This is a genomic window from Clostridium sp. Marseille-P7770 (assembly GCF_902143525.1).
GTDB lineage: Bacteria > Bacillota > Clostridia > Lachnospirales > Lachnospiraceae > Pilosibacter.
Genome location: NZ_CABFVC010000012.1, coordinates 1 through 13,293, shown reverse-complemented (window position 1 = coordinate 13,293; position 13,293 = coordinate 1). Strand labels below are relative to the sequence as shown.

Genomic DNA, 13,293 nt, shown 5'->3' with positions numbered 1-13,293 from the left:
CATCTTTCCGCATTTAGCGACATAGGGCGCTGCCAGGAACTGCATCAATAGAAAGGTTGTAAAAGCGTGAATTATTTGACTTCATTACTGAAGGAGCTGGTGGCAAAAAGAAAACTGATCTGGGAGCTTTCCAAGGCAGATTTCAGAAAACGTTTTGTCGGCTCCTATTTTGGCGTTGTCTGGATGTTCATCCAGCCCATCGTCACCGTCCTGATCTACTGGCTCATCTTCGGTCCGATCGGATTTAAGAGTGCGCCGCCGGTACCGAACGCCTCATACGTCCAGTGGCTGATTCCGGGCATCGCCCCGTGGTTCTTCTTCTCTGAAGCCCTGAACTGCGGAACGGGATGCCTTCAGGAGTACAATTATCTGGTAAAAAAAGTAGTATTCAAGGTGGAGATCCTGCCGGTGATCAAGCTGATCTCCTGCCTGTTTGTGCATGTGTTTTTCGTCCTGATCATGTTCTTCGTGTTCCTGATCAGCGGCAAAAAACCGGAACTTTCCTGGATCCAGATCATTTATTACTCCTTTGCCACATCCATGTACGCTTTGGCGCTCACGTACCTTACGAGTGCGATCCAGGTATTCTTTAAGGATATGGCACAGATCGTCAGCATCTGCCTGCAGTTCGGCATGTGGCTGACCCCGATCATGTACAGTGAACAGTTATTCTTAGATAAGGGCTTGACGATGGCTCCGATGATCCTGAAACTGAACCCGTTTTATTATATCGCGGCGGGATACCGTGACAGCATGCTGACGGGAGACTGGTTCTTCATGCGTCCGACACTGACCGTGTATTTCTGGGCAGTGACCCTGATCACCATGTTAGTGGGACTCAAAGTATTCAAGCGGCTCCGTCCGCATTTCTCAGATGTATTGTAGGAGGAAACCATGTCTGCCAATGCGATTACAGTAAAAGACGTGACGAAGGTGTACAGACTCTACGACAAGCCGATCGATCGACTGAAAGAGTCCTTAAGCCCGACACATAAAAGCTATCACAAGGATTTCTATGCCTTAAATGGTCTCTCCTTCAATGTAGAAAAGGGTCAGACCGTGGGCATTATCGGAACGAACGGTTCCGGAAAATCAACGATCTTAAAGATCATCACCGGTGTCCTCACACCGACCACAGGCCAGGTGGACGTGGAGGGAAAGATCTCCGCACTTCTGGAGCTTGGTGCCGGCTTCAACATGGACTACACCGGAATCGAAAATATCTATATGAACGGCACGATGATGGGCTATTCCCGGAAGGAGATGGATGAGAAGCTGCAGGATATCCTGGATTTCGCGGATATCGGCGATTTTGTCTATCAGCCGGTGAAGACCTACTCCAGCGGTATGTTCGTCCGCCTCGCGTTTGCCTTAAATATTAACGTGGAACCGGAGATCCTGATCGTCGATGAGGCCCTGTCCGTCGGAGACGTATTCTTTCAGGCAAAGTGTTACCGGAAGATGGAGGAGATCAAGCAGAGGGGAACCACGATCCTCATGGTGACCCACGATATGGGCAGTATCATCAAATACTGCGATAAGGTCGTTCTCTTAAACAAGGGCGAGTTCATCGCGGAAGGTGAGCCGGGCCATATGGTGGATCTCTATAAGAAGATCCTGGCAAACCAGCTGGATTCCTTAAAGGAAGAGCTGGAGAGCGACTATTCCGGCGGTATGCTGGGCGAAGAAAAGAACGTGAAGGCTGAGAAAGCCCATTCCGATGGATCCCTCATGAAGGATAAGATCACCATCAACACTGACCGAACCGAGTACGGAGACGGACGGGCAGAGATCTTTGATCTGGGGCTTTTTGACGCGAGAGGAAACCTCACAAATCTCCTGCTAAAGGGAGAGATGTTCACGATCAGGGAGCGAATCCGCTTCCATGCGCCGATCAAGTGTCCGATCTTTACCTATACGATTCGTGACAAGAAGGGAACGGATCTCACCGGAACGAACACCATGTATGAGGGCTGTGACATCAAACCGGTGGGAGACGGCGATGTCTACGATGTTTCCTTTACCCAGAAGATGACACTGCAGGGCGGCGAGTATCTTCTCTCCATGAGCTGTACAGGCTTTGAGGGTGAGGAACATGTGGTATACCACCGTCTGTACAATATTGCAAACCTTACGGTGATCTCCAATAAGAATACGGTCGGTGTGTATGACATGGAATCGGAAGTGGAGACATCGCTGACAAAAGCATAAGACCAGAACATGGCATTTTGACAGCAGGATCTGTCTGAAAAGACCGGCAGGATCCGGGGAAAAATGTCTGTGACACATAGCGGGAGAAAAAGATGAAGGATTACAGTTATGAACTTCTTGACCTGCTCGAAAAGTATAAAGGAGATGCGGAGGCGGCACTGCGGGGAGAAACAAGCCCGTGGTGTCTCTACGCATTTTCTCCGTTAAGGGAAAATCTTTTCGAGTGGCTGGAAATGAAAAAAAATGACCGGATTCTCCAGGTCGGATCCGACTACGGTTCCTGCACCGGGCTCTTTTCGGAGCGCGCCGGTGAGGTGGTCGTTCTCGATCCGCGGGATGAGAATCTGGAGGTGAACCGCAGAAGACACGGGGAGAAGGAAAATCTCTGTCTGATACGCGGGGAACTGCAAAGTGCCGGAGCGGAGTTCTCCGGCTGGAAAGAATATAAGGGAAAAGAGCGCTCAGAGGAAGAGCTTGCTGCCCGCTACCGGGATGGCTTCGACTACGTGATCCTGCCGTCCATGCTCTCCGGGACGGAGAAAAACGCGGCAGCAGATCTGCTTGCCCGCGCAGCGGCGCTTGTGCGGCCGGGCGGAAAGCTTTTAGCGGCAGCGGAGAATGAGTCCGGAGTCCGCTACTTTATGGGAGCGGAACCGTTTGAGCACGCATTCCTGGAGGTGGAATTCCGGGGACTGTTTGAGTCACTGAACGAAGCGTTCGGCGGAAGGACAATGCTCTACTATCCGGTCCCGGATTACCGTTACCCGGCAACCATCTACTCCGACGACTATCTCCCGCAGACCGGTGATGTGACAAACATCTCCGCCCGTCTCGACGGACCTGGACTCTGGTTCGGAAACGAGGAGAAAGCCATGGCGAACGCATGCAGAAATGGGGACTTTACGAAGTTTTCCAACTCATTCCTTGGCATGTGGGAAAAGGGGAAGGCATGAGACAGATTTTATTTGTAAAATACAATCGGACCAGAGCGGAGCAGTTCCAGCTGAAGACGGAGATCGTGAGGGAGGACGGAGTTCTCACTGTCGAGAAGACAGCTCTCACGAAAGCCGGTGAGGCGCATATCCGCTCATTCGGGGAAAAATATGAGAAGATCCGCGATCTGAATCCGGCCGTCCGCTTTTTAAAACCGGAGTGGAAAAAGGATCAGAAGACGGTTTCTTTCCAGTACTTAAACGGTAAGACCGTAGGGGACGCCTTGGGCGAGGCGATCGTCATGGGGGAAGTTCCGTATCAGGAACTTGAGAAGGTGATGAACGTCCTGTTCCCGGAAGACCCTGACGAGAAGAAATTTGAGGCAACGCCGGAATTTGAGGCGGTATTCGGGAAAGTCCCGGAGATCAGCGATCAGGCGGTTTCCGTGTCCAACGTGGACGGACTCTTCGAGAACCTTATGGTCCCGGAAAATGAGAACTGTATCTACGGGATCGACTACGAGTGGGTATTTGACTTCCCGATCCCGGAGAAATTCTTAAAATACCGCAATCTCTTATATTTCTACAGACGTTATGAGAAGGTGCTGAACGTTAAAGAAGAGGACCTATACGCGCATTTTGGGATTACAGCGGAAGAGCAGGCTGTTTTTGACGGAATGGAAAAGGCGTTCCAGTCCTATGTCCATGATGCCGGTTCCTTCGGTTACATGAAGCAGTATGAGCAGCCGACAAAGACGGTCGAGTTCCTTTTAGACCGTGAGAGCGAGCTCTACAAGGTAAAAGACTGGTGTGAGAATTTAAAGCAGGAGATCTCCGAGAAAGATGTCACGATCATGAAACAGCAGGAGGTCCAGCGCCTCACCAACAATCATGTGACGAATCTTGAGAACATCATCACAAGTCTCAGAAGCGAGAATGCGAGAATGGCGGGAGACCTGCAGTATCTGTCGAAACATGAGGCGATCATGTGGAAAATTCTCCGGAAATGCCATCACGCTGTGGATAAAGTCATGCCGAAGGGCACGAGAAAGAGAAAGATCGCAGGATATTTCAAGAATACCGTCTTCCATCCGGGAAAATACGGAAAGCTGTATTTCACGAAGGACGGACGAAACAGGATCCGTGGAGATTTCAAGATCGGCGCCGGTTACCTGGAACACGGAAAGCTGCATTTTGACTATGTGGAGCATCCGACCGTTTCCATCGTGATCCCGGTCTACAACCAGATCCACTACACATATGCCTGCCTGCTCTCGATCCTGGAGAACACGAAGGATGTGACTTACGAGATCATCATTGCGGATGACGTGTCCACGGATGCGACAAAGGAACTCTCCCTGTACGCGGAGAATCTCGTGATCTGCAGAAACAAGACAAACCAGGGATTTTTAAGAAACTGCAACCAGGCTGCGAAGGCGGCCCGCGGCAAGTATGTCATGTTCTTAAACAATGACACCCAGGTAACACCGGGCTGGCTTTCCTCCCTTGTGAACCTGATCGAGTCGGATCCGACGATCGGAATGGTCGGTTCCAAGCTCGTGTACCCGGACGGACGCCTTCAGGAAGCTGGAGGAATTATCTGGAGCGATGGTTCCGGCTGGAATTATGGCCGTCTCGATGATCCGGAGAAACCGGAGTACAACTACGTGAAGGATGTGGACTACATCTCCGGCGCGGCGATCCTGCTCTCGACGGATCTCTGGAAGCAGATCGGTGGCTTTGATGAGCTGTTTGCACCGGCATACTGTGAGGACTCCGATCTTGCTTTTGAGGTGAGAAAAGCCGGATACCGCGTGGTCTACCAGCCGTTATCGAAGGTCATCCACTTTGAGGGCGTCTCCAACGGTACCGATGTCAACGGAACCGGTCTGAAGCGCTACCAGGTGGAGAACAGCAGAAAATTAAAAGAGAAGTGGGCGGAGGAGTTCAAAAAGCAGTCTGTCAACACAGGCAATCCGAACCCGTTCCGTGCCCGTGAGAGAAGCCAGAAGAAGCCGGTGATCCTTGTTGTGGACCATTATGTCCCGACGTTTGACAAGGATGCAGGTTCCAAGACGACCTATCAGTACCTGAAAATGTTCGTGAAGATGGGATATTCCGTGAAATTCCTCGGAGACAACTTCCTTCACGAGGAGCCGTACTCGACGACACTCCAGCAGATGGGCGTGGAGATCTTATACGGACCGGGATACCAGGCGGGAATCTGGGACTGGCTGACAAAGAATAAGGACGAGATCGATTTTGCGTACCTGAACCGTCCGCATATCGCGATCAAATATATTGACTTTATCAAGAAGAACACCAATATCAAGGTGATCTACTACGGACATGACCTGCATTTCTTAAGAGAATACCGGGAGTATGAGCTCACCGGCGATATCCAGAAAAAGCGGGAGTCCGATTACTGGAAATCCATCGAGTTCTCCCTGATGGAGAAGGCGGCGGTATCCTACTATCCGTCTTACGTGGAGGAAGAAGCAATCCATGCGATCCATCCGGAGTACAAGATCCGTGCGATCACTGCCTATGTCTACGAGAAGTTCCTGGAGAATATCGACAAGGACTTCGAAAAGAGGGAAGGACTGCTGTTTGTCGGTGGATTCGCGCATCCGCCGAACGCGGATGCGGTTCTCTGGTTCGCAAAGGAGATCTTCCCGCTGATCAGACAGAAGCTTGATGTGAACTTCTATGTTGTCGGATCCAAGGTGACGGATGAGATCAAGGCGCTTGAGCAGCCGGGAAGCGGCATCATCGTCAAGGGCTTCGTCACAGAGGAAGAGCTTGCATCTCTCTATGCGACATCCCGGATCGTTGTGGTTCCGCTGCGTTACGGTGCTGGAGTCAAGGGAAAGGTTGTCGAGGCGGTCTATAATGGATCGGCCATCGTCACTACTTCCATCGGTTCCGAGGGAATCCCGGAGGCGGAACGCGTCATGAAGGTCGCTGACGGACCGGAGGCGTTTGCCGATGAGGTTGTCAAGATGTACCAGGATCCGGCGGAGTGTCGCAGAATGTGCGAGGAGACGCAGAAGTATATTCGTGAGTATTTCAGTGTCGAGGCGGCGTGGAAGGTCATTGAAGGAGATTTTACGCCGGAGAAGAAACGGTAAGAGTTTTCTGATCGCACGAATGTGGAAGTGTTTCACGATTTCTGCATTAACAATTCTGAAAAACATGGATAGGAAGGAAAAAATCCCATCGGCAAAGCCGATTCGGAATGCATTTTTGCTCGTAACTTGCCATACATCTGAAGGGAAGCTCCGTGGGGAGGCTCTTGTAGGTGTGAGGGTACTGAACAGTTACGTTTATTCATGAATCGAATATTGCATCATACGATTCTGCCGGGACTTTCGTTCCCGGCAGTCTGTATATGCAGAGAAATTTTCCGGCGAAGCGATCTGGGCGGGATGCAGATGGACCGATCATTGGGAATGGATGCAATGCAGCAAAAAAGGAGAATATAGTGGAAATAAACAATATTCATGAAAATTCTAATAATTACAACAAATATACAAAGGATAGTAGCGATGAGGCGAAGTCCGCGGGAAAGGCGGAGACGATTCTTCGTGCGATGACTGCGGATGATCTTCCGTCGGTGGAACGGATCGAACAGACTTGTTTTTCCGATGCATGGTCGGAGAAGCTTCTCTCCGATATGCTGGAGAGCGAGTGGGACGAGGCCTGGGTGCTTGCGGACGAGAAGAATTCCGTGATCGGGTATGCGAATTTCCGGTTTCTCGCAGGGGAAGGGGAGCTTATGAGGATCGCTGTGCTTCCGGAATACAGGGGACATGGGGAGTCAAAGAAACTCATGGATCGTCTGGAAATCTCTTCAAGGGAGAAGGAGGCACCGGATTTGACTCTGGAGGTGCGTGCCGGGAACACGCCTGCGATAAACCTTTATAAATTCTATGGTTTTCAGGCGGAGGCTGTTCGGAAGAATTATTATCATGATCCGGTGGAGGACGCGCTCATCATGTGGAGACGGCCGGTTCCATCGATTCCCACTTAAAATCATGATTTTTTCCGCTATACTGTAGGGGACTCCGGGGGAACCGGGGATGATGAAGGCGGAGGAAAAGAGAAATATGAGAAAATACGGAAAAGACGGTCGGTTGGAGAGCGTGATCTGCAACAGGTGCGGAAGGAAGTTGGCAGTGAGGAATGGGATCGTGCGGGAAGGTGTGTTTTCGTCGGATCATGCATGGGATTTCTTTTCGGAGAAGGATGGGGAGGTTCACCATTTTGATCTGTGTGAGGAGTGCTATGATGAGGTGACGGGGGAGTTCCGGGTTGCGGTGGAGGTGGAGGAGGAAATCGAGATGCTGTAAAAGGATCAAGGCGGGCGGCTGGAGAGGTTGCCTGCCTTTTTTTGTTGGCGGGGGGTACGCGGTGAGCTTCCACTCAGGAGTGCTGGGGATGCGGGGATGGTTCCACTAAGCTTGCGGATGGCTGCTAAGGGCGGAGGACAGGGGACACAACTCGCTGCGCTCAGACAAGTGTCCCCTATCCTCCAACGCATCCGTCCGCGAGCCAAGTGGAACCAGATCTCCGGATCAATGCACTCCTGATCGGAAGCTCACCGCTGTGTATTGCAGATGGGTGCTCGCGCGGGGCGCATCGCTGAGGGAATGCAGATGGGTGCTCGCGCGGGGCGCATCGCTGAGGGAATGCAGATGGGTGCTCGCGCGGGGCGCATCGCTGAGGGAATGCAGATGGGCGCTCGCGCGGGGCGCATCGCTGAGGAAATGCAGATGGGCGCTCGCGCGGGCACATTGATGGGAGTATAAGGTGTTTTTCGATGGCTTCTTTCCTGAGGAATAAGGGCTGCATCTCTTGCATATGACTGGCGCTTTATGGTATGATACGTGCAGACTTGATAAATTTAGTATCAAAGGGGACAAAAGTTTTTTTGACCCCGCCATTATGATAGAATGCAGAGGAAATTACATGTTAGATATCTGTTTACTGGGGACCGGGGGCATGCAGCCGCTGCCGTATCGTTGGCTGACGTCTATGATGGCGCGCTGTGACGGCAGTAATCTGTTGATTGACTGCGGCGAGGGGACCCAGATTGCTTTGAAGGAAAAGGGATGGAGTCCGAAACCGGTGGACGTGATCTGTTTTACGCATTATCATGCGGACCATATCAGTGGTCTTCCGGGTTTTCTTTTGACGATGGGAAATGCGGAGCGGACGGAGCCGGTGCTTCTTGTGGGCCCGAAGGGGCTGGAGCGGGTTGTCGGCGCGCTCCGGACGATCGCCCCGGAGCTTCCGTTTCCGCTTGTGTTTAAGGAGCTCACGGAGCCGAGGGAGAAGTTCCAGGCGGGGCCGTATGTGGTCGATGCGTTTCGTGTGAATCACCGTGTTACCTGCTACGGCTACCGTATCACGATCCCGAGGAACGGCAAGTTTGATGTGGAGCGGGCGAGAGCGCAGGAGATCCCGCAGAAGTTCTGGAGCAGACTCCAGAAGGGCGAGACGATCGAGCATGAGGGACGGACCCTGACGCCGGATATGGTGTTGGGCGAGAAGCGCCGCGGGATTTCTGTGACTTACACGACTGACACGCGCCCGGTCCCGGCGATCGCGGAATATGCTGCGGATAATGATCTTTTTATCTGTGAGGGTATGTACGGCGAGAAGGAGAAGATCGCGAATGCGCGGGAGAATAAGCACATGATGTTCCAGGAGGCAGCGAAGCTCGGAAAGGAAGCGAATCCGAGGGAGATGTGGCTGACGCATTACAGCCCGTCGTTGATGCATCCGGAGGAATATTTGAATGAGATCAGGGAGATTTTCCCGAAGATCAAGACCGCCCGCGATGGCTGGTCTGCAGAACTTGGATTTGATGAGGATTAGAAAATGAAGATACACAGTGTTGAAGAAGACGTATATATACTTGCAATCGAGAGCTCCTGTGACGAGACAGCTGCTTCTGTTGTAAAAAACGGACGTGAGGTGCTGTCCAACGTGATCTCATCCCAGATCGCGCTCCACACGCTCTATGGCGGCGTTGTGCCGGAGATCGCATCGAGAAAGCATATTGAGAAGGTAAACCAGGTGGTTCAGGCTGCCCTTGATGAGGCGCATATGACTCTGGACGAGATCACGGCGATCGCGGTGACTTACGGTCCGGGTCTTGTGGGTGCTCTTCTTGTCGGAGTTGCGGCTGCGAAGGCGATCGCTTATGCAGCAAAGAAGCCGCTGGTTCCGGTCCATCACATCGAGGGACATGTTTCCGCGAACTTTATCGAGCATCCGGATCTGGAGCCGCCGTTTGTCTGCGAGATCGTGTCTGGCGGACATACCCACCTTGTGATCGTAAAGGATTACGGCGAGTTTGAGATCATCGGACGCACGATGGATGACGCGGCCGGAGAGGCTTTCGATAAGGTTGCCCGCGCGGTCGGACTCGGATATCCGGGCGGACCGAAGGTTGACAAGGCGGCAAAAGAGGGAAATCCGCATGCCATGGAGTTCCCGCGTGCGAAGGTTGGCGGATCCCAGTATGATTTCAGCTTCAGCGGTATGAAATCCGCTGTTTTAAACTATATCAACCAGGCGGAGATGAAGGGCGAGACGATCAATGTCCCGGATCTCTGTGCTTCGTTCCAGAACGCAGTGGTGGATGTTCTTGTGAGCCGCGCGATCGCTGCGACAAAGGAATTTGGCTATAAGAAGCTTGCGATCGCGGGAGGTGTCGCATCGAACTCTGCCCTCCGTGCCGGAATGAAAGCGGCATGTGAGAAAGCCGGGATCGAGTTTTACTATCCGTCACCGATCTTCTGTACCGACAATGCGGCGATGATCGGCGCGGCCGGATATTATGAATACATCAACGGAGTGCGCGCAGGCTGGGATCTGAATGCGGTTCCGAACCTGAAACTGGGAGAACGGTAATGGAACAGGTAAAAAAGGCTGCGATCGTTCTGGCGGCCGGTCATGGAAAACGGATGCACAGCAAGGTGGCGAAACAGTATCTGCTCTTAAACGGAGAGCCGGTGCTGGTCCATGCCCTGCGTGCGTTTGAGATGAGCGGAATGGATACGATCATCCTGGTGACCGGGGCGGACGAGGTGGAATTCTGCAGGAAGGATATCGTGGAGACCTATGGGTTTTCCAGCGTGAAACAGGTCGTGCCGGGCGGAAAAGAGCGGTATGACTCTGTCTGGAACGGTCTCTGCGCTTTGAAGGCAGCAGGATTCCCGGAAGACGGGATCGTCCTGATCCATGACGGGGCGAGACCGCTTGTGGACGGGGAGATCATTGCGCGCGCAGTGGATGGCGCCTGCAGCTATTCTGCCTGTGTGGCAGCGATGCCGGTAAAGGATACGATCAAAGTGGCGGACGCGGACGGATTTTCCGAGAGCACCCCGGATCGCAGCACCCTGTGGCAGATCCAGACCCCGCAGGCATTTCGGTTTGAGCTGATCTATCGTGCGTATGAGAAGATCTTCGCACCGGGGGCAGACCGCAGCCATATCACGGACGACGCGATGGTGGTAGAGCTGATGACGGATACAAAGGTAAAATTCGTGGAAGGCAGCTATTCTAATATTAAAGTGACGACTCCGGAGGATATGGTGATCGCGGAGGCACTTCTGTACAAGGGAGAAAACCATGTCAGTTTTTGATTTTAATGCGGAAGCAAAAGAAGAGAGAAAGAACGCGAAATGCACATTTACGGTATTTCGTTCCAATGAGACCACGGCAACTCCGGAACATCCGATCCTGGTCCTGGACAACCGGGAAAAACAGTGGGAGCACCATTCCAAAGGTGTGTTTACGAACCCGGTACGGGAGACGGCCTTTGAATTTGAGGATGAAGACGGCAGAACACACAGCGCCGATATCTTAAAAATAGACGCGCGTTTTGTGAAACTGCTGAAATGGCTGGGAGAAAACAAGATCAACGTGCGTCTTTCCGGCTCCAATGAGGCGGACGGATATGCAGTGTACAAGATCAGGGAGATCGCCTTTGGCGGCGGAACAAAGCTTTCTGCGGAAGACGGCTTCTTGCAGTATATGATCGGACGTCTCCAGGCGAGCAGTGCCCCGGCAGAAGAAGTGTCGGAGGAAGAGGCAGCGGAGGATGGAGATGATATGAAGCTGACCAGCCTTCAGAGCATCACGGATTTCATGACATGTGCGGGAGGAACACTTCCGGATAATATCCGCCTGTGGGCAAGAAGAAACCTTGCGGTGGCAAATTCCCATGAGGTGTCACCGGAAGAGCGCCGTCATGCCCAGAGAGCGCTGTCCATCATGATGAACATCCAGTGGAAGAGCAACTATTTTGAGGCCATCGATCCGGAAGAGGCGAGACGGATTCTGGATGAGGAGCTGTATGGAATGGAGCGGGTAAAGCAGAGGATCATCGAGACGATCATCCAGATTAACCGTACCCACACGCTCCCGGCTTACGGAATCCTTCTCATCGGACCGGCGGGAACGGGAAAATCCCAGATCGCTTACGCGGTAGCGAGGATCTTAAAACTGCCGTGGACGACTCTGGACATGAGTTCTATCAATGACCCGGAGCAGTTGACAGGAAGCTCCCGTGTGTACGCAAATGCGAAGCCGGGAATCATCATGGAGGCATTTTCGCTGTCTGGCCAGTCGAATCTTGTGTTCATCATCAACGAGCTCGACAAGGCTGCGTCTGGAAAAGGAAACGGAAATCCGGCGGATGTTCTTTTGACGCTGCTGGATAACCTTGGATTTACGGATAACTATATGGAGTGCATGATCCCGACGGGTGGAGTTTACCCGATCGCGACGGCCAACGACCGCTCAAAGATCAGCGCACCGTTAATGTCACGTTTCGCAGTGATCGATATTCCGGATTATACGGAAGAGGAAAAGAAGATCATCTTCTCGAAATTTGCGCTTCCTAAGGTATTGAAACGGATGAGCATGAGAGAGGAAGAATGTGAGATCCTTCCGGAGGCACTGGATGAAGTGATCAGCCGGTATTCGGATACATCGGGAATCCGTAATCTGGAGCAGGCAGCAGAACATATTGCAGCCAACGCTCTTTACCAGATCGAAGTAAATCATGTGAATAAAGTAGTTTTCGATAAGAAAATGGTTCGGGAATTATTAGGATAAGAATGAGGAGGCCTGGTGCCTCCTTATTCTTTTATGACAGGAAAGGATGGATTGCGTGGAGGGCAATGATATGTCCGCGAAACATTTCTGAAGGAAAAGAAAAGGGAAAGCTTGCGGAAACAGGAAGCCCGGACAAAGCCGGGTTTGAAAAACAAACTTTTTTGAAAATATTTTTGAAAAAAGTTTGCGAAGATGAAAAACAGAGAAAGGAAGCATGAAAGAATAGATACCAGATATTGATATTTGCTTGGATTAAAATGGCATATTTTGTATACAATTTAAAAAGAATCAAAAAACAAAAAAAGTTTGGAAAAATGCTTGACAAAAATGCAATTGTAGGTTATTATTAATGAGCACGTTTGAGAGAGCGCTTTGGAGAGATATCGAAGTGGTCATAACGAGGCGGTCTTGAAAACCGTTTGTCCGCAAGGGCGCGTGGGTTCGAATCCCACTCTCTCCGCTAACTGTACTGCGGAGCCAGAGAGATGAGTTCCTGGTGCAGAATTAAATATGAGTCTTGTGAAAACAAGATGTGAATCAACCAATGCAGAAGTACCCAAGTGGTTGAAGGGGCTCCCCTGGAAAGGGAGTAGGTCGTTAGTAGCGGCGCGAGGGTTCAAATCCCTCCTTCTGCGCTTTTAACTTGCAAAGAAAACTTCTTTGAAAAATAAGTTAAAAAAGTTCTTGACAAATCGAACCTGATTTGATAGAATAAATGAGTTGCTTCTAAAACGCAGAAACAACGAAAAACAGTTCCTTGAAAACTGAACAGTATGTAAAACCCTGAAAATTCTTATAAAAATGGTCTTTTGGTTTAGACCATGAATGAGAACATTCAGAACAAAACCTAACAAAACAGTAGAACGGTTTAAAATTAGCCAAGCTAAGTTTTGAACCTGGATACAAACACTTTAACATGAGAGTTTGATCCTGGCTCAGGATGAACGCTGGCGGCGTGCCTAACACATGCAAGTCGAACGAGGTAAATGAGATGAAGTTTTCGGATGGATTCTTA

Annotated in this window: 11 protein-coding genes, 2 tRNA genes and 1 rRNA gene; all 14 read left to right on the top strand. The window is 51.3% G+C overall.

Annotated elements, in window-relative coordinates; genetic code table 11:
* Positions 1-99: 99 nt before the first annotated feature.
* Positions 100-885 (top strand): ABC transporter permease, encoded by a 786-nt coding sequence (locus FN001_RS17620; protein WP_485663125.1) that lies wholly within the window; start codon positions 100-102, stop codon positions 883-885.
* A gap of 9 nt (positions 886-894) precedes the next feature.
* Entirely contained in the window at positions 895-2,211 is a 1,317-nt protein-coding gene (locus FN001_RS17615) for an ABC transporter ATP-binding protein (RefSeq protein WP_142412726.1), read from the top strand.
* A 92-nt stretch (positions 2,212-2,303) separates the two neighbouring features.
* Positions 2,304-3,164, top strand: a complete 861-nt coding sequence (locus tag FN001_RS17610; RefSeq protein ID WP_142412725.1) for a hypothetical protein — start codon at positions 2,304-2,306, stop codon at positions 3,162-3,164.
* On the top strand, positions 3,161-6,274 hold the full coding sequence (locus FN001_RS17605) for a glycosyltransferase (protein ID WP_142412724.1): 3,114 nt from the start codon (positions 3,161-3,163) through the stop codon (positions 6,272-6,274). The genes FN001_RS17610 and FN001_RS17605 overlap by 4 nt, the downstream gene beginning before the upstream one ends.
* A 353-nt stretch (positions 6,275-6,627) precedes the next feature.
* The gene (gene rimI, locus FN001_RS17600; RefSeq protein WP_243122066.1) at positions 6,628-7,176 is read left to right on the top strand and encodes a ribosomal protein S18-alanine N-acetyltransferase; all 549 of its coding nucleotides are present in this window, start codon (positions 6,628-6,630) and stop codon (positions 7,174-7,176) included.
* Between the two features lie 76 nt (positions 7,177-7,252).
* Complete coding sequence (locus FN001_RS17595; protein WP_118299088.1) at positions 7,253-7,495, top strand: hypothetical protein; 243 nt, start codon at positions 7,253-7,255, stop codon at positions 7,493-7,495.
* Positions 7,496-8,114: 619 nt separating this feature from the next.
* A complete protein-coding gene (locus FN001_RS17590) occupies positions 8,115-9,026 on the top strand; it encodes a ribonuclease Z (protein WP_118322624.1) in 912 nt (303 codons plus the stop codon).
* 3 nt (positions 9,027-9,029) lie between these two features.
* A complete protein-coding gene (tsaD, locus tag FN001_RS17585) occupies positions 9,030-10,067 on the top strand; it encodes a tRNA (adenosine(37)-N6)-threonylcarbamoyltransferase complex transferase subunit TsaD (protein ID WP_118299059.1) in 1,038 nt (345 codons plus the stop codon).
* Positions 10,067-10,801, top strand: a complete 735-nt coding sequence (gene ispD / locus FN001_RS17580; protein WP_118299058.1) for a 2-C-methyl-D-erythritol 4-phosphate cytidylyltransferase — start codon at positions 10,067-10,069, stop codon at positions 10,799-10,801. Before tsaD ends, ispD begins: the two co-directional genes overlap by 1 nt.
* Complete coding sequence (locus FN001_RS17575; protein ID WP_142412723.1) at positions 10,788-12,278, top strand: AAA family ATPase; 1,491 nt, start codon at positions 10,788-10,790, stop codon at positions 12,276-12,278. Before ispD ends, FN001_RS17575 begins: the two co-directional genes overlap by 14 nt.
* 2 nt (positions 12,279-12,280) lie before the next feature.
* The gene (locus tag FN001_RS17570; protein WP_142412722.1) at positions 12,281-12,496 is read left to right on the top strand and encodes a hypothetical protein; all 216 of its coding nucleotides are present in this window, start codon (positions 12,281-12,283) and stop codon (positions 12,494-12,496) included.
* A 156-nt stretch (positions 12,497-12,652) separates the two neighbouring features.
* Positions 12,653-12,738 (top strand) — tRNA-Ser (locus FN001_RS17565).
* 86 nt (positions 12,739-12,824) lie between these two features.
* A tRNA-Ser gene (locus tag FN001_RS17560) sits at positions 12,825-12,913 on the top strand.
* A gap of 277 nt (positions 12,914-13,190) precedes the next feature.
* Positions 13,191-13,293: ribosomal RNA gene (locus FN001_RS17555) — 16S ribosomal RNA — on the top strand; the annotation flags it as partial.